Genomic DNA, 20,790 nt, shown 5'->3' with positions numbered 1-20,790 from the left:
AATGGTCATGAAGTTGTCATGACCGTGCGGATTTTACGGAAAAACTGGAGAAGAAAATGAAAAGCTTTATGTCACGTGCAGCGTTCGCGGGTGTGCTGATGGGCGTTTCGGTGCTGGCCAGTGCGGCGACACCGGCCCCCAAAGGCGCCGAAGTGTTCATCGTTTCTCCCGCAGACGGGGCCACGGTTTCGCAGACCTTCACCGTCAAGTTCGGTACCAAGGACGTCGCACTGGCGCCGGCCGGTGACGTCACCAAGAACACCGGTCACCATCACCTGCTGATCGACGCCAAGGAAATTGTTCCTGCCGGTTCGGTCGTCCCTACCGATGCCAACCATATGCACTTCGGCAAGGCGCAGACCCAGGCTGACATCAAGCTCGCCCCGGGCAAGCACACCTTGCAGCTGGAACTTGGCGACAGCGGTCACATGGCATTCGACCCGCCAATCGTCTCGAAGAAAATCACCATCAACGTCGAATAAGTTTTCCGCGTGCATGAAAAAGGGAGCCCGAAGGCTCCCTTTTTTTGTCGCTCAACGCTAAATCAGAACAACACGCGGCTACGGATAGTGCCGTTGACGTGCTGCAGCTTCTCTTGCGCCAGCTCCGAGTACTCGGCGTCGACGTCGATCACCACGTAGCCAACCTTCTCGTTGGTCTGCAGGAACTGACCGGAGATGTTGATGCCGTTTTCGGCGAAGACCTTGTTGATCTCGCTCATCACACCCGGGATGTTCTCGTGGATGTGCAGCAGACGGTGCTTGCCAGGGTGAGCCGGCAGGGCCACTTCCGGGAAGTTCACCGACGAAACGGACGTACCGTTGTCGCTGTACTTGACCAGTTTTTCTGCCACTTCCAGACCGATGTTGGCTTGCGCTTCGGCGGTCGAACCACCGATGTGCGGAGTCAGGATCACGTTGTCGAGGCCACGCAGCGGGCTTTCGAACTCTTCGTCGTTGGAGCGTGGCTCCACCGGGAATACATCGATGGCCGCGCCGATCAGGTGCTTGTCCTTGATCGCGTCCGCCAGGGCGTCCAGCTCGACCACGGTGCCGCGCGCCGCGTTGATCAGGATGCCGCCCTTTTTGATGGCGCGGATTTCCTTCTCGCCGATCATCCACTGGGTCGCAGCGGTTTCCGGAACGTGCAGGGTGACGATGTCGGACATGCCCAGCAGCTCGGTCAGGCTACCGATCTGAGTCGCGTTGCCCAGCGGCAGTTTGGTTACGGTGTCGTAGAAGTACACCTGCATGCCCAGGCCTTCAGCCAGAACCGACAGCTGCGTACCGATCGAGCCGTAGCCGACGATGCCGAGTTTCTTGCCACGGATCTCGAAGGAGTTGGCTGCGGACTTGATCCAGCCGCCACGGTGGCAGGAAGCGTTTTTCTCCGGGATGCCGCGCAGCAGCAGGATCGCTTCGGCCAGCACCAGCTCGGCAACGGAGCGGGTGTTGGAGTACGGCGCGTTGAACACGGCAATACCGCGCTCACGGGCAGCACTCAGGTCAACCTGGTTGGTGCCGATGCAGAAACAGCCGACCGCAACCAGCTTCTTCGCGTGATCGAAGATCTCTTCGGTCAGTTGGGTGCGCGAACGAATGCCGATGAAGTGAGCGTCAGCGATCTTTTCCTTGAGCTGGGCTTCCGGCAAGGAACCTGTCAGGTATTCGATGCTGGTGTAGCCCGCCGCCTTGAGGACGTCGACAGCCGATTGGTGGACGCCTTCGAGAAGAAGGAACTTGATCTTGCTCTTATCGAGAGAAGTCTTGCTCATCTGCGTAAACCTGTATCCCGGAGAAAAATGGCAGGAAATGGTCAACAGACGCTGACCCGGACGACAAGAAAGTCGTCTCCGCGGATCTGGCCTTGGGCACTGTCCTGCGGGGTCGATATGCTAGCATAGCCTCCCCGCTAAACACTCATTCCTGCGACGTGAAGCGTTCTCAGGATGACCATGAATTGTTCGAGAGTTCTGTCGATGACCAATCCTGCCCTGATTGAAGAACTGAAGACCCTGGTCGAGCCTGGCAAGGTCCTGACCGACGCCGACTCCCTGAATGCGTATGGTAAGGATTGGACCAAGCACTTCGCCCCGGCGCCAAGCGCTATCGTGTTTCCCAAGACCATCGAGCAGGTGCAGGCGGTGGTCCGTTGGGCCAACACGCACAAGGTGGCGCTGGTGCCATCGGGCGGGCGCACCGGGCTCTCTGCGGCTGCGGTAGCGGCCAACGGCGAAGTGGTCGTGTCGTTCGACTACATGAATCAGATTCTCGACGTGAACCTCACCGACCGCACCGCCGTTTGTCAGCCGGGCGTGGTCACCGAGCATTTGCAGAACGTCGCTGAAGAAAAGGGCCTGTACTACCCGGTCGACTTCGCTTCGGCAGGTTCCAGTCAGATTGGCGGGAATATCGGCACCAATGCCGGCGGGATCAAAGTGATTCGCTACGGCATGACCCGCAACTGGGTGGCCGGCATGAAAGTCGTCACCGGCAAGGGCGACGTGCTCGAACTGAACAAAGACCTGATCAAGAACGCCACCGGTTACGACTTGCGTCAGCTGTTCATCGGCGCTGAAGGCACCCTCGGTTTCGTCGTCGAAGCGACCATGCGCCTTGATCGCGCGCCGAAAAACCTCACCGCGATGGTGCTTGGCACCGCCGATTTCGACTCGATCATGCCGGTGCTGCACGCCTTCCAGGGCAAACTCGATCTGACTGCGTTCGAATTCTTCTCCGACAAAGCCTTGGCCAAAGTCATGGGTCGTGGCGACGTTCCGGCGCCATTCGAAACCGACTGCCCGTTCTACGCATTGCTGGAATTCGAAGCGACCACTGAGGAAGTGGCCAACAGCGCCCTGGAAACCTTCGAGCATTGCGTCGAACAGGGCTGGGTGCTGGACGGCGTGATGAGCCAGAGCGAAACCCAGCTGCAGAACCTGTGGAAGCTGCGCGAATACATCTCCGAAACCATCTCGCACTGGACGCCGTACAAGAACGACATCTCGGTCACTGTGTCGAAAGTGCCAGCATTTCTAAAGGAAATTGACGCGATCGTCGGTGAACACTACCCGGATTTCGAAATCGTCTGGTTCGGCCACATCGGCGACGGCAACCTGCACTTGAACATCCTCAAGCCGGATAACCTGAGCAAGGACGAGTTCTTCGCCAAGTGCGCGACCGTCAACAAGTGGGTGTTTGAAACCGTCGAGAAGTACAACGGTTCGATCTCCGCCGAGCACGGCGTGGGCATGACCAAACGCGATTACTTGACCTACAGCCGCTCCCCGGTCGAGATCGAGTACATGAAAGCGGTGAAAGCGGTGTTCGACCCGAACGGCATCATGAACCCGGGCAAGATTTTCGCGGTTTGATCGACAATCTTTGATGAATCAATGAAGGCAGGAGTCGGTAAATGAGCTATCAGCACCAGTACGTCGACGGCACGCGCATCCACTTCCCGATCGGGAAAGTCGTGTGCATTGGCCGTAATTACGCCGAACACGCCAAGGAACTGGACAACCCGGTGCCTACCGAGCCGTTGCTGTTCATCAAGCCGGGCAGTTGCGTGGTCGAGCTGGAAGGCGGTTTCGCCATTCCGACCGAGCGCGGTTCGGTACACTACGAAGCGGAAATCGCCGTGTTGATCGGCAAGCCGTTGTCGACCAAACCGAGCCGTGAAGAAGTGCTTGACGCGATCTCCGGGTTCGCCCCGGCGCTGGACCTGACCCTGCGCGACAAGCAGGCGGAGCTGAAAGCCAAGGGCCTGCCGTGGGAAATCGCCAAGTCGTTCGACGGCGCGGCGGTGATCGCCCCGTTCGTGGTTGGCAGCACCTTTGCTGACCTGACTGACATCGGCATTCGCCTGACCATCAACGGCGAAGTGCGTCAGGACGGCAACAGCAGCGCGATGCTCAACCCTATCGTGCCGATGATCCAGCACATGGCCGGCTGCTTCTCGCTGCAGGCCGGTGACGTGATCCTTACCGGTACGCCAGTCGGCGTCGGCCCGCTGAACGTGGGCGATGACATCGTCCTCGAACTGGTTGGCGCGAGCAGCTTCACCAGCAACGTGCGCTAACCGCCACGCCGCAAATCCCCTGTGGGAGCGAGCCTGCTCGCGAAGGCGCCAGGTCAGTCGACATCATCGTTGCCTGACACTCCGTCTTCGCGAGCAGGCTCGCTCCCACATTTGTGTGATCCACCTTGCAAGCGTGCAGGGCAATCCCGCCATTTGCCGTTTTTTTCACATCCTGTACGGATAATTCCTCTCATTCTGGCGTCTGAGCCGGCCTCTTTGTGCTATTACCCATAGCCTGAATTTTCGGAACGCGTCCCTCGATGTCATCTCAAACTCAGCTCAAACCCACCCGCCGTTCACGTTTCGCCCTGCGTTGGTATGTCTGGCTCTTGCTGGTGATTGCCGCCGCTTATGCCGTGGCGTTTGCCATGCATTGGGATGATCGCGGTGTGCTTTGGCTGCAGGAACGCTTCGAAAGCCAGACCGAGCAGAAGGAAAGTATCTGGCTGCCGGACTACCGGGTGGTGATCGATGCCAAGCCGTTGACCGGTATGGAGAAGGACGAGGCCTCGGATCTGGCGTACAACCCGCAGACCAAAACGCTCTTCTCGGTGATGGGCAAGAACCCGTTTCTCGCTGAACTCACTTTGCAGGGCGATGTACTGCGCAAGATGCCGCTGGTGGGCTGGAGCAATCCGGAAGGCCTGACCGTCATGGAAAATGGCCTGATGGCCATCGTCGATGAGCGCCAGCACATGCTGTCGATCGTCAAAGTCGATGCCGACACCCGCGAATTGCACATCGCCGACTTCCCGAAATACGATCTCGGCCCGTCGAAAGATCAGAACAAAGCCTTCGAAGCCATTACCTGGGATTCCCATAATCAGCAATTGCTGCTCGGTGAGGAGCGGCCACCGGCGCTGTTCACCTGGAAAAGCGATGGCAGCCAGACCCTCAAGGGCGACAAGCAAAAACTCGCCAGTGATGAACTGGATATTCGCAACCTCTCGGCCTTGGCGATTGACCCGCGCACCCAGCACACACTGGTGCTGTCCGCCGACTCACATCTGCTGCTGGAGCTGGACGAGAAGGGCGAGCAGGTAAGCTTCATGACCCTTCTCGGCGGTTTCAATGGCCTGAAAAACACCATTCCCCGCGCCGAAGGCGTGACCATGGATGAAGCGGGTACGCTGTACATGGTCAGCGAGCCGAACCTGTTCTATCGCTTCGAAAAACAGTAATAACTGTCCTCGCGGCAATTTCAGACAAGTCTGATTGTCCTGACAGGCAAGTGGCCATTAAGCTTCAGTTCAGACGGGCGTGATATTTCATCCGCCTGTTTTGATCCCGAGCTCATCCGAATGCGTCGACTTGCCCGTCCCAAACCCCTGATGATCATCCTGTCGGTGATTGCCCTGATCGCGTTGATCGCGATCGGCCAATACATGCGCCTGTTCGAGCGCGCCTGGTTTAACTTGCACACCCTGTGGCAACCGCAGAGTAGCGAGTCGATTGCGCTGGATCAGTATCGCGTCGAGATTGAAGCGCGGGTGATTGACGGGCTGGACGACGATGTCTCGGCGCTGACCTTCGATCCGGTGCGCAAAAGCCTGTTCACCGTGACCAACAAGAATTCCGAACTGGTCGAACTGTCGCTCGAAGGCCAGATCCTGCGGCGCATCGCCCTGATTGGTTTCGGCGATCCGGAAGCCGTCGAGTTCATCAGCGCCGACACCTACGTGATCACTGATGAGCGTCAGCAGCGGTTGATCAAGATTCACCTGGAAGCAGACACCACGTTCCTCGACGCAGATGATGCCGAGCAGATGACCCTTGGCGTGCATATGGCCAGCAACAAGGGTTTTGAAGGCCTGGCGTATGACTCGGTGGGCAAGCGCCTGTTTGTCGCGAAAGAACGCAACCCGATGCTGATCTACGAAGTGCACGGCTTTCCGCACTTCAATCCGGAGAAATCCTACGCGGTGCATGTGATCAACGACCCCAAGCGCGATGCCGGGATGTTCGTGCGCGATCTGTCGAGCCTGCAATACGACGAGCGCAGCGGCCATTTGTTGGCGCTGTCGGATGAGTCGAGATTGATTCTGGAACTGGATGTCGGTGGACGACCGTTGAGCACGATGTCCATCAGTGGCGGTCGGCAGGGTTTGAAGAAAACCGTGCCGCAGGCAGAAGGCATTGCCATGGATGATGACGGGGCGTTGTATCTGGTCAGTGAGCCGAACCTGTTTTACGTCTTCAAAAAACCAACGCCGAACTAACCAGCACCACAAAACCATTGTAGGAGTGAGCCTGCTCGCGATAGCGGTGTGTCAGTCGACATCAATATCAACTGATCCACCGCTATCGCGAGCAGGCTCACTCCTGCAGGGGTATTTCGTCTGCCCATTAATTTCGGGCAGTCTGGGATTACTCAGCCTTGAGGGTTTTCACGCCTTCGCTAGTGCCCAGCAACAACAGATCCGCCGGACGCGCCGCGAACAGGCCATTGGTCACCACGCCGACGATTGCATTGATCTGCGCTTCCAGCTCCACCGGGTTGGTGATCTGCAGGTTGAACACGTCGAGAATGATGTTGCCGTTGTCGGTCAGCACGCCTTCGCGGTACACCGGGTCGCCGCCCAGTTTCACCAGTTGGCGAGCGACATGGCTGCGCGCCATCGGGATCACTTCGACCGGCAGCGGGAACTCGCCCAGCACCGGTACCAATTTGCTGGCGTCGGCGATGCAGATGAAGGTCTTGGCCACAGCCGCGACGATCTTCTCGCGGGTCAGTGCGGCGCCGCCGCCCTTGATCAGGTTCAGGTGCGCATCGCTTTCGTCGGCGCCATCAACGTAGAACTCCAGGTCGCTGACGGTGTTCAGCTCATACACCGGAATTCCGTGGCCCTTGAGGCGCGCGGCGGTAGCTTCGGAACTGGCCACCGCGCCATCGAACGCGCCCTTGTGCTGGGCCAGGGCGTCGATGAAGCAGTTGGCGGTGGAGCCGGTGCCGACCCCGACAATGCTCTTGTCGTCGAGTTTCGGAAGGATGAAGTCGACGGCGGCCTGAGCCACTGCCTGTTTGAGTTGATCCTGGGTCATGCGGGCTCCGGAAGCGGGCAAGGTGAGAACGGAAAGGCCGGCATTATAGCCGCAAGCGCGGCTAAAACCTCTGGATTCGTGTGGTCGTGCGGGCAAAAGCCGGGTTAGACTCCTCGGTCCCGCTCAACCGCTCAGTGATGCTTTCCGATGCTCGAACAGTACGTCAAAAAGATCCTCACCTCGCGCGTTTATGACGTTGCCGTAGAAACCCCGCTGCAGAACGCTCGCCAGCTCTCCGAGCGGCTGGGCAACGACATTTGGCTCAAGCGCGAAGACTTGCAGCCAGTGTTCTCGTTCAAGATTCGCGGCGCCTACAACAAACTGACGCAACTGAGCGATGAAGAACGCGCCCGTGGCGTGGTCACCGCGTCGGCGGGCAACCATGCGCAGGGCCTGGCCCTGGCGGCGAAAGTGCTGGGCGTAAAAGCCACCATCGTCATGCCCAAGACCACCCCCGAGATCAAAGTCGAAGGCGTGCGTTCGCGCGGCGGCAAAGTGGTGCTGCACGGTGATTCGTTCCCGGAAGCCCTGGCCTACTCGCTGAAACTGGTCGATGAAAAAGGCTACGTTTACATCCATCCGTACGACGATCCGCACACCATTGCCGGGCAGGGCACCGTGGCGATGGAGATTCTGCGCCAGCACCCGCAGCCGCTGGACGCGATTTTCGTTCCGGTCGGCGGCGGCGGTCTGATCGCTGGCATCGCCGCGTACGTCAAATACCTGCGTCCGGACATCAAAGTCATCGGCGTCGAGCCGGACGATTCCAACTGCTTGCAAGCGGCGATGGCCGCCGGTGAGCGCGTGGTGCTGCCGACCGTGGGCATCTTCGCCGACGGCGTGGCGGTGGCACAGATCGGTCAGCACACCTTCGACATCTGCAAAGACTATGTCGATGAAGTGATCACTGTCAGCACCGACGAGATCTGCGCAGCAATTAAAGATATCTACGACGATACCCGCTCGATCACCGAACCTGCCGGTGCTTTAGGCGTGGCCGGGATCAAGAAATACGTCGAGTTGCGCGGCGTCAGTGGCCAGACTTTCGTGGCCATCGACTCCGGTGCCAACGTCAACTTCGACCGCCTGCGTCATGTTGCCGAGCGCGCCGAACTGGGTGAGGGTCGTGAAGCGATCATCGCCGTGACCATCCCGGAGAAGGCCGGCAGCTTCAAGGCGTTCTGCGAGGCCGTCGGCAAGCGCCAGATCACTGAATTCAATTACCGATACAACACCGGCAGCGAAGCGCACATTTTCGTCGGCGTGCAGACCCACCCGGACAACGACCCGCGCAGCGCACTGCTGGCGAGCCTGACCGAGCAGGGTTTCCCGGTCGTCGACCTGACCGACAACGAACTGGCCAAGCTGCACATCCGCCACATGGTCGGCGGGCACGCGGCGCACGTGATTGATGAAGTGGTGTTCCGCTTCGAGTTCCCGGAACGTCCGGGGGCGCTGTTCAACTTCCTTAATAAGCTCGGTGGGCGCTGGAACATTTCGATGTTCCATTACCGCAACCACGGCGCTGCCGATGGCCGTGTGGTCGCGGGCCTGCAAGTGCCGCACGACGAGCGTCATCTGGTGCCGGCGGCCCTTGAGGAAATCGGTTACCCGTACTGGGATGAAAGCGAGAACCCGGCCTATCAGCTGTTTCTTGGCTGAGCGGCTACGCTGATGGGCATGGCCCAAGGAAGAGAAATTCATGGAAACCCTGACCACCCTGAAAGTTCTTCACGTCGCGGCGACCGTGGTGATCCTCGCCAGCGGGTTGGGGCTCGCTGCTTTGACTTGGCGTAATCGCAGCGAAGGGCCGGCCAGCACGATGCAGCGCCCTTGGCTGTTTATCTGGTGCTTGATGCTGATCGCGATGCTCAGCATGCCCTTCACTGGCTGGTGGCTGGTGCATTTGATTGGCTGGCCGTTGGGGCAATTCTGGATTCTGGGTTCCAGCGTGATCTATGCCGTGGCCACGTTGAGTGCAGTGTGGCTGTTGGTGCGACTTAATCGGCTGTGGACTAGCGGGGTTGGCAACTGGAAATTCAATCTGGCGCTGGCGATTGTCAGCGGCATCGGGTTTCTCGCCATTGCGGCTTTGATGGGTGCCAAGCCTGTCTAGGGCTTCAGACCGTGTCGACCCCATTCGCGAGCAGGCTCGCTCCCACAGGGGATTTGTGAACGACACAGATCCAATGTGGGAGCGAGCCTGCTCGCGAAGGCATAATCAGCCGCGCAACGAAATCACCGGCCAGCCACGCTTCTCGGCCTCAGCCCGCAGATTCGGATCCGGATCGACAGCGACGGGATTTGCCACCTGCTCCAGCAGCGGCAAATCATTCATCGAATCGCTATAGAAATAGCTGTCATCCAACGAATACCCGGTCTCTTCCAGCCAACGGTTCAGGCGCGTCACCTTGCCTTCGCGGAAGCAAGGAATATCAGTGCTGCGCCCGCTGTAACGGCCATCGACCATTTCACATTCAGTGGCAATCAGGGTTTCAACGCCCAGACGCACAGCAATCGGCGCGGTGACGAAGCGGTTGGTCGCGGTGATGATCACCAGTTTGTCGCCGGCGTCGCGGTGCTTTTTCAGCAGTTCCAGCGCCTGCGGCAACACGATCGGTTCGATGCAGTCGCGCATGTAATCGCTGTGCCATTGCTCGAGCACGGCCATGTCGGTGCGGCCGAGAATCTCCAGGCAGAAGTTCAGGTACGCGGCGTTATCCAGTTTGCCGGCCAGGTAATCCTGATAGAACTCGTCGTTGCGCGCTTTGTACGCAATCGGGTCGAGGAAGCCGCGTTCACACAGATAGTCGCCCCAGGCGTGATCGCTGTCGCCGCCCAGAAGGGTGTTGTCCAAATCGAAGAGTGCCAGGCGCATTGCAGTTACCCGCTGATAAGTCTGTAAAAAGGCGACAAGAATACGGTCTTTTCACAAGAGTGCACATAAGGTAGGAAGCTTCGTTGCCGCCTTATCAACCTTTGTGGAACAATGCGGCGACATGCGTTTGCGAGGTTGTTGCCGTGATCGACCCCGATGGTTTCCGCCCCAATGTCGGGATCATTCTGACGAATGACGCCGGCCAGGTGCTATGGGCTCGCCGTATCAATCAAGATGCCTGGCAGTTTCCGCAAGGGGGAATCAACCCTGAAGAGACGCCGGAAGACGCCTTGTACCGCGAGCTGAACGAAGAAGTTGGCCTGGAACGTGAAGATGTTGAAATACTGGCCTGTACTCGGGGCTGGTTGCGCTATCGTTTGCCGCAACGTCTGGTGCGTACGCACAGCCAACCGCTGTGCATCGGCCAGAAACAGAAATGGTTTCTCCTGCGCCTGATCTCCAACGAGCAGCGGGTGCGGATGGATTTGACCGGTAAACCGGAGTTCGATGGCTGGCGCTGGGTCAGCTATTGGTATCCGTTGGGCCAGGTGGTGACATTCAAGCGCGAGGTGTATCGCCGCGCCCTCAAAGAGCTTGCCCCGCGCCTTTTAGCGCGCGACTGACGACGGAGTTCGACCCCGAGCCATGCTCAATACGCTGCGCAAGATCGTCCAGGAAGTTAACTCCGCCAAGGATCTCAAGGCGGCGTTGGGGATTATTGTGTTGCGCGTCAAAGAGGCCATGGGCAGCCAGGTCTGCTCGGTCTACCTGCTTGATCCCGAGACCAACCGCTTCGTCCTGATGGCCACCGAGGGCTTGAACAAGCGCTCGATCGGCAAGGTCAGCATGGCACCCAACGAAGGTCTGGTCGGTCTGGTCGGCACGCGTGAAGAACCCCTGAACCTCGAAAACGCTTCGGTTCACCCGCGCTACCGCTACTTCGCCGAAACCGGTGAAGAGCGTTATGCCTCGTTCCTCGGCGCACCGATCATTCACCACCGCCGCGTCGTCGGCGTGTTGGTCATCCAGCAAAAAGAGCGCCGCCAGTTCGACGAAGGTGAAGAAGCTTTCCTCGTGACCATGAGCGCGCAGCTTGCCGGCGTTATCGCCCACGCCGAGGCCACAGGTTCCATCCGCGGTCTGGGCCGTCAGGGCAAAGGCATTCAGGAAGCCAAGTTCGTCGGCGTGCCGGGCTCGCCGGGTGCGGCGGTCGGTACCGCGGTGGTCATGCTGCCGCCGGCGGATCTGGACGTGGTGCCGGACAAGACCATCACCGACATCAACGCCGAGCTGGCACTGTTCAAAACCGCCATCGAAGGCGTGCGCGCCGACATGCGCGCGCTGTCCGCCAAGCTCGCGACCCAACTGCGCCCGGAAGAGCGCGCGCTGTTCGACGTCTACCTGATGATGCTCGACGATGCCTCGCTGGGCAGCGAAATCACCACCGTGATCAAGACCGGCCAGTGGGCCCAGGGCGCACTGCGTCAGGTGGTCACTGAGCACGTCAACCGTTTCGAATTGATGGACGACGCCTACCTGCGTGAGCGTGCCTCGGACGTCAAAGACCTCGGTCGCCGCCTGCTTGCCTATTTGCAGGAAGAGCGTCAGCAGAACCTGGTCTACCCGGAAAAAACCATTCTGGTCAGCGAAGAACTGACGCCGGCGATGCTCGGCGAGGTGCCGGAAGGCACGCTGGTCGGTCTGGTTTCGGTACTCGGCTCGGGTAACTCCCACGTCGCGATTCTTGCCCGGGCCATGGGCATTCCGACGGTGATGGGTCTGGTCGACCTGCCGTACGCCAAGGTCGACGGCATCGAAATGATCGTCGACGGCACACGCGGCGAGGTCTACACCAACCCGAGCGAAGTGCTGCGCAAGCAGTTCGCCGAAGTCGTCGAAGAAGAGAAACAACTGGCGCTGGGCCTCGACACCCTGCGCGACCTGCCATGCGTGACCCTTGACGGCCACCGCATGCCGCTGTGGGTCAACACCGGTCTGCTGGCCGATGTGGCACGGGCGCAGAAGCGTGGCGCCGAGGGTGTCGGCCTGTACCGCACCGAAGTGCCGTTCATGATCAACCAGCGCTTCCCGAGCGAGAAAGAACAACTGGCGATCTACCGCGAGCAGCTCGCCGCATTCCACCCGCAACCGGTGACCATGCGCAGCCTCGACATCGGTGGCGACAAGTCGCTGTCGTACTTCCCGATCAAGGAAGACAACCCGTTCCTCGGCTGGCGCGGCATTCGCGTCACCCTCGACCACCCGGAAATCTTCCTGGTGCAGACCCGCGCAATGCTCAAGGCCAGCGAAGGCCTGAACAACCTGCGGATTCTGCTGCCGATGATCTCCGGCACCCACGAACTCGAAGAAGCCCTGCACCTGATCCACCGGGCCTGGGGCGAAGTGCGCGACGAAGGCACCGACGTGCCGATGCCGCCGATTGGCGTGATGATCGAGATTCCGGCGGCGGTTTATCAGACCAAGGAACTGGCGCGGATGGTCGATTTTCTGTCCGTCGGCTCCAACGACCTGACCCAGTATTTGCTGGCGGTCGACCGTAACAACCCGCGTGTGGCCGATCTTTACGACTACCTGCATCCAGCGGTGCTGCAAGCCCTGCAGACCGTGGTGCGCGATGCCCATGCGGAAGGCAAACCGGTAAGTATCTGCGGCGAGATGGCCGGTGATCCGGCGGCGGCGGTGCTGTTGATGGCGATGGGTTTCGACAGTTTGTCGATGAACGCCACCAACTTGCCGAAGGTGAAGTGGATGTTGCGTCAGGTCAATCTGAGCAAGGCCCAGGAGTTGTTGGCCGAGTTGATGACCATTGATAACCCGCAAGTGATCCACAGCTCGCTGCAATTGGCGCTGAAGAACCTTGGGTTGTCGAAGATGCATCCGCCGGCGGTGGTCAAAGCCCTCTGAAGATCAAAAGCCCCTCACCCTAACCCTCTCCCAGAGGGAGAGGGGACTGATTGGGGGATGCTGCAGAGGTACGCCGACCTGAAAGTGCTGTGTTGAATCCATAATCGACTCACACGGACAAGAAGGTGCTGTGTTGAATCCATAATCGACTCGGTCTTTCAGGTCGATGTATGGCTCAAGACACCTCGGTCGGCCCCCTCTCCCTTTGGGAGAGGGCTGGGGTGAGGGTCGGCTTTTAAGCTTTTATCTCCACCTCGCCCAAATGCCCGCCATACGGCCCAAAACTCCGCTCGACCATCCGCCGCGACCCATCCGCCTGCACCACCAGCGCCGTACTCGCCCGCGTGCCGTAACTCTGACTGGCAATAAACACACTCGACAGCAATGTTTCAGTGGCCAGACCCACCCCGGTATCCGGCAATTCAGCTTCCGGCGCGGTCTGGGCATCGCTTAGCAAATCGAGCAAGTGCTGCGGTTGCGGATCATCCAGCACCGCACTCAACCCAGCCTTGGCCTTGAGCAACTTCGGCCACGGCGTATCCAGCCCGGCATTGGATAACCCATAGACGCCCGATTCCAGCATCACCGGTTCCGACAACCGCGCATTGAAGTGCCAAAGCTCATGACTGTTGCCGAGCAACAGATTAAACCCGGCATATTCCGCCGAACGCCCGACCACATCGCTCAAATAATCATCAATCGACGCATCGCCGGTCAGAAACCGCGCCACCAGTTCCCCTCGTGACTTGCGCGCTGGCGCCTGCTGCGGATCGCGAATATTGGTCAACGCAGCAAAGCGGCCGTTGGCGCCAATCCCCAGCCAGGTGCCGCCGGCCTCAAGATCACGCCCGGCATGTACGTGCGGCGCTTCCGGCCATTGCGCCAGCGGCAGGCTCGGCCGGGCGTAGAACTCGTCACGGTTGGCCGCGACGATCAGCGGCTGGGCATCGCCCGGGCGCCAGGCGAAAACAATCAGGCACATAAGGTGGTCCTTGTGTGTTTTTTGTCCACTGTACGCATCCGGCGTCCGTGCATCCATCGCCAGTGGAGCCAAAGGGTGTGCATCCGTTACCATGCCGCTCCGGTTTTGGGGATGCGGTCTGGGGAGACGGTCATGGAATTTCTGCTCTATCTGGCGCTGGGCGCCTGTGCGGGCGTGCTGGCCGGACTGTTTGGCGTCGGCGGCGGGATCATCATCGTCCCGGTGCTCGTGTTCAGTTTCACCTTGCAGGGCTTTGATCAGTCGATTCTCACCCATCTGGCGGTCGGCACGTCGCTGGCGACGATCATCTTCACCTCGGTCAACGCCGTGCGTGAGCATCATCGACGAGGCGCGGTGCGCTGGCCGATCTTCATGTGGATGGCCGTCGGCATTCTGCTCGGTGCAGGTTTCGGTGCGCTGACCGCTGAAGCGATTTCCGGCCCGCACTTGCAAAAGATCATCGGCGTGTTTGCCTTGATCATCTCGGTGCAACTGGCGCTGGACATCAAACCCAAGGCCAGCCGAACGGTGCCGGGTAAACTCGGTCTGACCGTGGCCGGCAGCATCATCGGTTGGGCCTCGGCGATTTTTGGTGTCGGTGGCGGCTCGTTGACCGTGCCGTTCCTGACCTGGCGCAGCGTGCCGATGCAGCAAGCGGTGGCAACGTCATCGGCCTGCGGTCTGCCGATTGCCTTGGTCAGTGCATTAAGTTTCATGATTCTGGGCTGGCACGATCCGTTGTTGCCGCCGCATAGTCTCGGTTTTGTGTATTTGCCGGCGTTGTTGGGCATTGCCCTGACCAGTATGGTTTTCGCCCGCATCGGCGCGCGTTTGGCGCATCGGTTGTCGCCGCGCTTGCTGAAACGGCTATTCGCCGCTTTGCTGTTCAGCGTCGGGTTAAGCTTTTTGCTTTAACCGCGTCGCAATCCTGGCTTAATCCTGAGGTGGCAGCGTCGCCCGGGAATTTTGGTTTCAACTCTAACGAGGAGTCGCAATGCTGCCTTACCCGCAGATCGACCCGGTGGCCCTGGCCATCGGTCCGCTGAAAATCCACTGGTACGGTCTGATGTACCTGATCGGCATCGGCGGTGCGTGGCTGCTGGCGTCGCGCCGGCTCAACCGTTTCGACCCGACCTGGACCAAGGAGAAACTCTCCGACATGGTCTTCTGGATGTCGATGGGCGTGATCGTCGGCGGGCGCCTGGGCTATGTGCTGTTCTACGATCTGAGCGCTTACCTGGCCAACCCGACGCTGATTTTCGAAGTGTGGAAGGGCGGCATGTCGTTCCACGGCGGTTTCATCGGCGTAATGCTGGCCGCGTTGTGGTTTGGCAAGCGCAACGGCAAGTCGTTCTTCCAGTTGATGGACTTCGTCGCACCAATGGTGCCGATCGGTCTGGGCGCCGGGCGCATCGGTAACTTCATCAACGCCGAATTGTGGGGCAAAGCCACCGACGTGCCATGGGCCATGGTCTTCCCGCCATTCAGCGATCCGGCGCAACTGCCGCGTCACCCGTCGCAGCTCTATCAGTTCGCGCTCGAAGGCGTGGCGCTGTTCCTGATTCTGTGGATTTTCTCGCGCAAACCGCGTCCGACCATGGCCGTATCGGGCATGTTCGCGCTGTTCTACGGCATCTTCCGTTTCATCGTCGAATTCGTCCGCGTACCGGATGCGCAGCTGGGCTATCTGGCCTGGAACTGGCTGACCATGGGCCAGGTACTCTGCGTGCCGATGATCGTCGGCGGGCTGTTCCTGATCTGGCTGGCCTATCGTCGCGCACCGGCAGCACCGCTCGCGCCGACGGCTTAAACTACGAACCCCGGCGCGCGACGCCGGGGCTCAAAGGACACAGGTAACTCATGAAGCAATATCTCGAACTGGTCTCGCACGTCATTCAGAACGGCAGCAAACAGGCCAACCGCACCGGCATCAACACCATCAGTTTCCCGGGCGCGATGCTGCGTTTCGATCTGCAGGAAGGTTTTCCGGCGATCACCACGCGCAAAATGGCCTTCAAATCGGCCATCGGCGAGATGTGCGGTTTTCTCCGTGGCGTGAACAACGCCGCTGAATTCCGTGCGCTGGGCTGCAAGGTCTGGGACCAGAACGCCAACGAAAACGCGCAGTGGCTGGCCAACCCGTTCCGTCAGGGCGACGACGACCTCGGCGAAATCTACGGCGTGCAATGGCGTAAATGGCCGGCGTACAAGCAGATCCCGCAGAGCAACACTGCGGCCATCGAACAAACCTTGAGCAACGGCTACAAGCAGATTGCTCAGGGCGAAGAAGACGGCCAGGCTTACGTGGTGCTGTACAAAGCCATCGACCAGGTGCGCCAGTGCGTCGACACGATCATCAAGGATCCGGGCAGTCGTCGCATTCTGTTCCACGGCTGGAACGTCGCGCAGCTGGATGAAATGGCCCTGCCGCCGTGCCATCTGCTGTACCAGTTCCACCCGAATGTCGAGACCAAAGAGATTTCTCTGACCCTCTACATCCGCTCCAACGATCTGGGTCTGGGCACACCGTTCAACCTCACCGAAGGCGCCGCGCTGCTGAGCCTGATCGGTCGCCTGACCGGTTACACGCCGCGCTGGTTCACCTATTTCATCGGTGATGCGCACGTCTACGAAAACCATCTGGACATGCTCAACGAACAGCTCAAGCGCGAGCCGTTTGCCATGCCCAAGCTGAAAATCTCGGATCGTGTGCCGGAGTTTGCCAAGACCGGTGTGTATCAGCCGGAGTGGCTGGAGCTGGTCGAGCCGAGCGACTTCTCGCTGGAAGGCTATGAGCACCACGCGCCAATGACTGCGCCAATGGCGGTCTAAGCCGTTGCATAAAACCCCTGTGGGAGCGAGCCTGCTCGCGAAGAGGGCGTGTCAGTCATAGAGATGTCGACTGATACACCGCTTTCGCGAGCAGGCTCGCTCCCACATTTGGTTTTGCGTGAGTCTTAATGGCCGTGGCTGCGGCCTACGTGGGAGTGTTCGACTTCCGTCGCGACAACCCCGCCACTCACCTCCAGCCGCTGCAAAATCCCGCATTGTTCCGCCCCCGGCCCTTCGCCACAGCGTTGGCGCAGGTCGAGCAGTTGTGTCTGCAACGCCAGCAAGCCATCAATCCGCGCCTTCACATGCTGAATGTGCTCGTCGATCAGCGTATTCACGCTTTCACACTGATCCTGCGGGCTATCACGCATGGCCAGCAGGCTGCGAATCTCTTCAAGGGTCATGTCGAGGGTGCGGCAGTTGCGGATAAAGGTCAGGCGTTCGGCGTGCGCCTGGGTGTAGACGCGGTAGTTGCCGTCGCTGCGGGCCGGCTCCGGCAGGAGGTTTTCGCGCTCGTAGTAGCGGATGGTTTCCACGGCGCAGTCGGTGAGTTTGGCCAGTTCTCCGATCTTCATGACGGCAATCTCCAAAAGGGTGCTTGACCCTATAGTGGCTACAGGGTCTTTACTTGGCAACAGGCACCTTCATGGACGCGACCAATGAGCGATTCCCAGCACACCCACAAGCCCGGCGACGGCCACGATCACAGTCATAAATTGCAGCCTGTGCATAAACATGCCCACGGCGGCGACTCTTGCTGCGGGCCGAAAGTTGCAGCGCCGGCACCGGTTCATGCGCACGAAGATTCCTGCTGCTCATCGAAAGCCGCCGCGCCTGCGTTGGTGCAACTGAGCGAGAAAACCAGCGCCGACGCGCGGCTGAGCAGTTTCCGTATCGAGGCGATGGACTGCCCGACCGAGCAGACGCTGATCCAGAACAAGCTCGGCAAACTCGCCGGCGTGCAGCAGCTCGAATTCAATCTGATCAACCGCGTACTCGGCGTGACCCACAATCTGCCGGGTACCGAGCCGATCACCGAAGCGATCAAATCCCTCGGCATGCACGCCGAGCCGCTGGAGGCGGGCGTCGAAGCGCCGGCCCCGGCACCGGTGAAAAAACACTGGTGGCCGCTGGCGCTGTCCGGTGTCGGCGCGCTCGCCGCTGAAGTCATTCACTTCACCAATGCCGCTCCGACCTGGGTGGTGGCGATCATAGCGCTGGTGTCGATCCTCAGCGGTGGCCTGACCACCTATAAAAAGGGCTGGATCGCCCTGAAGAACCGCAACCTCAACATCAACGCACTGATGAGCATCGCCGTCACCGGTGCGATCCTCATCGGCCAATGGCCGGAAGCGGCGATGGTGATGTTCCTGTTCACCGTCGCCGAGCTGATCGAAGCGCGCTCGCTGGACCGTGCGCGCAACGCGATCAGCGGTTTGATGCAGATGACGCCGGAGCAAGCCACGGTGTTGCAGGCTGACGGCAGCTGGATTGAGCAGGACGTGAAAAGCGTCGAACTCGGCGCCCGCGTACGGGTGAAACCGGGCGAGCGCATTGCGCTGGACGGCGAAGTGGTCAGCGGCAGTTCGACCATCGACCAGGCGCCGATCACTGGGGAAAGCCTGCCGGTAGAGAAAACCGTCGGTGACAAAGTCTTTGCTGGCACCATCAATCAGGCCGGTTCGCTGGAATACACGGTGACCGCAGCGGCGAACAATTCGACTCTGGCGCGCATCATCCACGCCGTCGAACAGGCCCAAGGTGCGCGGGCACCGACTCAGCGTTTCGTCGATCAGTTTTCGAAAATCTACACGCCCGTGGTGTTCGTCTTTGCCTTGGCCGTGGCGATCATTCCGCCGCTGTTCATGGGCGCCGTGTGGTTCGACTGGATCTACCGCGCGCTGGTGTTGCTGGTGGTCGCGTGCCCATGTGCACTGGTGATTTCCACCCCGGTGACCATCGTCAGCGGCCTCGCGGCAGCGGCGCGCAAAGGCATTCTGGTCAAGGGCGGCGTGTACCTCGAGGGCGGTTTCAAGCTCGATTATCTGGCGCTGGATAAAACCGGCACGATCACTCACGGCAAACCGGTGCAGACCGATTACCTGTCGCTGGACCCAACCGCCGATGCCTCCGCGCCGGCAATCGCTGCGGCGTTGGCCGGCCGTTCCGATCACCCGGTGTCTCTGGCCATCGCCAACGCCGCTGTGGATAAAAACTTCCAAGCGCTGATTGTGGATAACTTCGAAGCATTGGGCGGGCGTGGCGTCAAAGGCGAGATCAACGGCCAGACCTACCACTTGGGCAACCATCGCTTGGTCGAAGAGTTGGGCCTGTGCTCGCCGGCACTGGAAGAGAAACTCTTCGCGCTGGAGAAACAGGGCAAATCCGTGGTGCTGCTGCTCGACAATTCCGGCCCGCTGGCACTGTTCGCGGTGGCGGATACCGTCAAGGAAACCAGTCGCGAAGCAATCCGTCAGCTCCACGAACTCGGGGTGAAAACCCTGATGCTCACCGGCGACAACGTCCACACCGCCCAGGCGATTGCCGCACAGGTTGGCATCGACGAAGCGCGTGGCGACTTGCTGCCGACCGACAAACTGCAAGCCATCGAAGACCTTTATGCACAGGGCCGGCGGGTCGGCATGGTCGGTGACGGCATCAACGACGCGCCGGCACTGGCCCGCGCCGAGATCGGTTTTGCCATGGCCGCTGCCGGCACCGACACCGCGATCGAAACCGCCGATGTCGCCCTGATGGACGATGATCTGCGCAAGATCCCGGCGTTCATCAGCCTGTCGCGCAACACCGCGAGCATCCTGAAACAGAACATCGCGCTGGCCCTGGTGATCAAAGCTATCTTTCTTGCGGTAACCTTCGCTGGGCTCGCCACCATGTGGATGGCGGTGTTCGCCGACATGGGCGTGAGCCTGCTGGTGGTGTTCAACGGTTTGCGCCTGCTGCGCAAATAGATGAGGAAAGGTTGTGCTGAGTGCCGAGCTGAAAGCGTTTTACATGGTCGCCCGCCTGGGCAGCATCACGCTGGCGGCGAAAAAACTCGGCCTCAGCCAACCGACCGTGACCACGCAGATTCGCAATCTGGAAAGTCAGTATTCGGTGGAGCTGTTCTACCGTGGCGGTCGGCGGTTAAGCGTCAGTGATGAAGGCGCGCGGTTGCTGCCGATGGTCAAGACGCTGTTGCAGCAAGAGGCGGACATCGAGTTCTTCCTGCGCAACAGCGGTCAGGTGCAGGGCACATTGCGCATCGCGGCGACGGCGCCGTATTACATCCTCGATCTGGTGAAGACCTTTCGCGAGCGTCTGCCGCAGGTGGAAGTGTCGGTGGAAATCGGTAATTCACAGCAGGTGCTCGAAGCGCTGGAGGATTACCGCGTGGACATCGCCGCGTCGTCACAATTGCTTGATGACGCGCGGTTGATTCGTCGGGTGTTGGGCACGGATCCGCTGGTGCTGGCGGTGCATCGCAACCATCCGCTGGCGGCGCAGGAGCATGTGGCGTTGAGTGCGCTGGCCGGGCATACCTTGTTGATGCGTGAATCCGGTTCAACCACGCGGCGGCTGACGGAAGAGTTGCTCGCGAGTGCCGGGGTGAGCTTCGGGCCGTTGCTGGAGATTGGCAGCCGTGAGTCGATTCGTGAGGCGGTGTTGCGCAATATCGGCATCAGCATCATTGCCCGGCAGGAAGTGCCGCATGATCCGCAGTTGCGCGTGCTGACGATCGAGAATGCGCCGCAGATTCCTGAGTACCTCTATTGCCTGAAAGAGCGCAAGGGCGCGCGGTTGCCGGCGGCGTTTCTCGGTTTGGCCCAGGAAATGTCCCCCGCGTAATGATCGTTCCCACGCTCCGCGTGGGAATGCAGCCCGGGACGCTCTGCGTCCCAACAGCCGAACGCGGAGCGTCCGATGAGGCATTCCCACGCAGAGCGTGGGAACGATCTCTGGTGAACCAAAATCCCCGAATACCACTATCGGCCGTTTTTGCCTCGTTGCCACATGACGGACGCATTACAACTCTAGGATTGGCCCCATCTGC

General features: G+C 60.0%; 19 protein-coding genes. 14 read left to right on the top strand and 5 right to left on the bottom strand.

Annotation, left to right across the window (positions count from 1 at the left end; translation table 11 throughout):
- Positions 1 to 56 precede the first annotated feature (56 nt).
- Positions 57 to 482 carry a DUF4399 domain-containing protein gene (locus AB4N44_RS15785; RefSeq protein ID WP_150775342.1) on the top strand — a complete coding sequence of 142 codons (426 nt, stop codon included), beginning with the start codon at positions 57 to 59 and terminating at the stop codon, positions 480 to 482.
- Positions 483 to 544: 62 nt separating this feature from the next.
- On the opposite strand, the gene serA is transcribed toward AB4N44_RS15785, so the two are convergent.
- A complete protein-coding gene (serA, locus tag AB4N44_RS15780) occupies positions 545 to 1,774 on the bottom strand; it encodes a phosphoglycerate dehydrogenase (protein WP_095121592.1) in 1,230 nt (409 codons plus the stop codon).
- 204 nt (positions 1,775 to 1,978) lie between these two features.
- Here serA and AB4N44_RS15775 point away from each other — a divergent pair, with 204 nt between their 5' ends.
- The 4 genes from AB4N44_RS15775 (at position 1,979) to AB4N44_RS15760 (ending at position 6,299) form a co-directional block, all read left to right on the top strand.
- Positions 1,979 to 3,373, top strand: a complete 1,395-nt coding sequence (locus tag AB4N44_RS15775; RefSeq protein WP_095121590.1) for an FAD-binding oxidoreductase — start codon at positions 1,979 to 1,981, stop codon at positions 3,371 to 3,373.
- Positions 3,374 to 3,414: 41 nt separating this feature from the next.
- Positions 3,415 to 4,080, top strand: coding sequence for a fumarylacetoacetate hydrolase family protein (locus tag AB4N44_RS15770; protein ID WP_460108493.1), 666 nt, complete (start codon positions 3,415 to 3,417; stop codon positions 4,078 to 4,080).
- Between the two features lie 260 nt (positions 4,081 to 4,340).
- A complete protein-coding gene (locus AB4N44_RS15765; RefSeq protein ID WP_127930151.1) occupies positions 4,341 to 5,261 on the top strand; it encodes an SdiA-regulated domain-containing protein in 921 nt (306 codons plus the stop codon).
- 120 nt (positions 5,262 to 5,381) lie between these two features.
- Positions 5,382 to 6,299, top strand: a complete 918-nt coding sequence (locus AB4N44_RS15760; RefSeq protein WP_127930150.1) for an SdiA-regulated domain-containing protein — start codon at positions 5,382 to 5,384, stop codon at positions 6,297 to 6,299.
- A gap of 148 nt (positions 6,300 to 6,447) precedes the next feature.
- Here AB4N44_RS15760 and rpiA read toward each other — a convergent pair whose 3' ends face one another.
- Positions 6,448 to 7,122, bottom strand: coding sequence for a ribose-5-phosphate isomerase RpiA (gene rpiA, locus AB4N44_RS15755; RefSeq protein ID WP_007913886.1), 675 nt, complete (start codon positions 7,120 to 7,122; stop codon positions 6,448 to 6,450).
- 147 nt (positions 7,123 to 7,269) lie between these two features.
- On the opposite strand from rpiA, the gene ilvA reads away from it, so the two are divergent.
- Positions 7,270 to 8,784, top strand: coding sequence for a threonine ammonia-lyase, biosynthetic (gene ilvA / locus AB4N44_RS15750; protein ID WP_123593571.1), 1,515 nt, complete (start codon positions 7,270 to 7,272; stop codon positions 8,782 to 8,784).
- 40 nt (positions 8,785 to 8,824) lie between these two features.
- On the top strand, positions 8,825 to 9,238 hold the full coding sequence (locus AB4N44_RS15745; protein WP_127930149.1) for a DUF2269 family protein: 414 nt from the start codon (positions 8,825 to 8,827) through the stop codon (positions 9,236 to 9,238).
- A gap of 105 nt (positions 9,239 to 9,343) precedes the next feature.
- Here the strand turns inward: AB4N44_RS15745 and AB4N44_RS15740 are convergent, their stop codons facing one another.
- Entirely contained in the window at positions 9,344 to 10,000 is a 657-nt protein-coding gene (locus tag AB4N44_RS15740; RefSeq protein WP_053124792.1) for a histidinol-phosphatase, read from the bottom strand.
- Positions 10,001 to 10,143: 143 nt separating this feature from the next.
- Between AB4N44_RS15740 and AB4N44_RS15735 the strand changes: the two genes are divergently transcribed.
- Both AB4N44_RS15735 and ptsP read left to right on the top strand, forming a co-directional pair.
- On the top strand, positions 10,144 to 10,623 hold the full coding sequence (locus AB4N44_RS15735) for an RNA pyrophosphohydrolase (protein ID WP_003229203.1): 480 nt from the start codon (positions 10,144 to 10,146) through the stop codon (positions 10,621 to 10,623).
- A gap of 22 nt (positions 10,624 to 10,645) precedes the next feature.
- Positions 10,646 to 12,925: a phosphoenolpyruvate--protein phosphotransferase gene (gene ptsP / locus AB4N44_RS15730; RefSeq protein WP_127930148.1), complete on the top strand. Its 2,280-nt coding sequence runs from the start codon at positions 10,646 to 10,648 to the stop codon at positions 12,923 to 12,925.
- A gap of 235 nt (positions 12,926 to 13,160) precedes the next feature.
- On the opposite strand, the gene AB4N44_RS15725 is transcribed toward ptsP, so the two are convergent.
- Complete coding sequence (locus AB4N44_RS15725; protein WP_160042247.1) at positions 13,161 to 13,907, bottom strand: NRDE family protein; 747 nt, start codon at positions 13,905 to 13,907, stop codon at positions 13,161 to 13,163.
- A gap of 132 nt (positions 13,908 to 14,039) precedes the next feature.
- Between AB4N44_RS15725 and AB4N44_RS15720 the strand changes: the two genes are divergently transcribed.
- From AB4N44_RS15720 to AB4N44_RS15710, 3 genes are all read left to right on the top strand, one after another.
- The gene (locus AB4N44_RS15720; RefSeq protein ID WP_160042245.1) at positions 14,040 to 14,822 is read left to right on the top strand and encodes a sulfite exporter TauE/SafE family protein; all 783 of its coding nucleotides are present in this window, start codon (positions 14,040 to 14,042) and stop codon (positions 14,820 to 14,822) included.
- Positions 14,823 to 14,901: 79 nt separating this feature from the next.
- Positions 14,902 to 15,717 carry a prolipoprotein diacylglyceryl transferase gene (lgt, locus tag AB4N44_RS15715; protein WP_007913003.1) on the top strand — a complete coding sequence of 272 codons (816 nt, stop codon included), beginning with the start codon at positions 14,902 to 14,904 and terminating at the stop codon, positions 15,715 to 15,717.
- Between the two features lie 50 nt (positions 15,718 to 15,767).
- Positions 15,768 to 16,739, top strand: a complete 972-nt coding sequence (locus tag AB4N44_RS15710; protein ID WP_460108497.1) for a thymidylate synthase — start codon at positions 15,768 to 15,770, stop codon at positions 16,737 to 16,739.
- Between the two features lie 125 nt (positions 16,740 to 16,864).
- Here AB4N44_RS15710 and cadR read toward each other — a convergent pair whose 3' ends face one another.
- Entirely contained in the window at positions 16,865 to 17,314 is a 450-nt protein-coding gene (cadR, locus tag AB4N44_RS15705; protein ID WP_053124784.1) for a Cd(II)/Pb(II)-responsive transcriptional regulator, read from the bottom strand.
- Between the two features lie 84 nt (positions 17,315 to 17,398).
- On the opposite strand from cadR, the gene AB4N44_RS15700 reads away from it, so the two are divergent.
- Together AB4N44_RS15700 and AB4N44_RS15695 are read left to right on the top strand one after the other, a co-directional pair.
- Entirely contained in the window at positions 17,399 to 19,708 is a 2,310-nt protein-coding gene (locus tag AB4N44_RS15700) for a heavy metal translocating P-type ATPase (protein WP_460108499.1), read from the top strand.
- A gap of 13 nt (positions 19,709 to 19,721) precedes the next feature.
- Positions 19,722 to 20,585, top strand: coding sequence for a LysR family transcriptional regulator (locus tag AB4N44_RS15695; protein ID WP_064116303.1), 864 nt, complete (start codon positions 19,722 to 19,724; stop codon positions 20,583 to 20,585).
- The last annotated feature ends 205 nt before the right edge of the window (positions 20,586 to 20,790 follow it).

Source organism: Pseudomonas sp. S3_C06 (assembly GCF_054667675.1).
The sequence above is the reverse complement of the archived record's forward strand: the minus strand, read 5'-3'. Positions and strand labels throughout refer to the sequence as shown.

Coding starts and splice junctions, on each gene's coding strand:
- serA (WP_095121592.1), bottom strand. CDS start 1,774: ATGAGCAAGACTTCTCTCGATAAGAGCAAGATCAAGTTCCTTCTTCTC.
- AB4N44_RS15770 (WP_460108493.1), top strand. CDS start 3,415: ATGAGCTATCAGCACCAGTACGTCGACGGCACGCGCATCCACTTCCCG.
- AB4N44_RS15725 (WP_160042247.1), bottom strand. CDS start 13,907: ATGTGCCTGATTGTTTTCGCCTGGCGCCCGGGCGATGCCCAGCCGCTG.
- AB4N44_RS15700 (WP_460108499.1), top strand. CDS start 17,399: ATGAGCGATTCCCAGCACACCCACAAGCCCGGCGACGGCCACGATCAC.
- AB4N44_RS15710 (WP_460108497.1), top strand. CDS start 15,768: ATGAAGCAATATCTCGAACTGGTCTCGCACGTCATTCAGAACGGCAGC.
- AB4N44_RS15765 (WP_127930151.1), top strand. CDS start 4,341: ATGTCATCTCAAACTCAGCTCAAACCCACCCGCCGTTCACGTTTCGCC.
- AB4N44_RS15760 (WP_127930150.1), top strand. CDS start 5,382: ATGCGTCGACTTGCCCGTCCCAAACCCCTGATGATCATCCTGTCGGTG.
- ilvA (WP_123593571.1), top strand. CDS start 7,270: ATGCTCGAACAGTACGTCAAAAAGATCCTCACCTCGCGCGTTTATGAC.
- rpiA (WP_007913886.1), bottom strand. CDS start 7,122: ATGACCCAGGATCAACTCAAACAGGCAGTGGCTCAGGCCGCCGTCGAC.
- cadR (WP_053124784.1), bottom strand. CDS start 17,314: ATGAAGATCGGAGAACTGGCCAAACTCACCGACTGCGCCGTGGAAACC.
- AB4N44_RS15785 (WP_150775342.1), top strand. CDS start 57: ATGAAAAGCTTTATGTCACGTGCAGCGTTCGCGGGTGTGCTGATGGGC.
- AB4N44_RS15775 (WP_095121590.1), top strand. CDS start 1,979: ATGACCAATCCTGCCCTGATTGAAGAACTGAAGACCCTGGTCGAGCCT.
- AB4N44_RS15745 (WP_127930149.1), top strand. CDS start 8,825: ATGGAAACCCTGACCACCCTGAAAGTTCTTCACGTCGCGGCGACCGTG.
- ptsP (WP_127930148.1), top strand. CDS start 10,646: ATGCTCAATACGCTGCGCAAGATCGTCCAGGAAGTTAACTCCGCCAAG.
- lgt (WP_007913003.1), top strand. CDS start 14,902: ATGCTGCCTTACCCGCAGATCGACCCGGTGGCCCTGGCCATCGGTCCG.
- AB4N44_RS15720 (WP_160042245.1), top strand. CDS start 14,040: ATGGAATTTCTGCTCTATCTGGCGCTGGGCGCCTGTGCGGGCGTGCTG.
- AB4N44_RS15740 (WP_053124792.1), bottom strand. CDS start 10,000: ATGCGCCTGGCACTCTTCGATTTGGACAACACCCTTCTGGGCGGCGAC.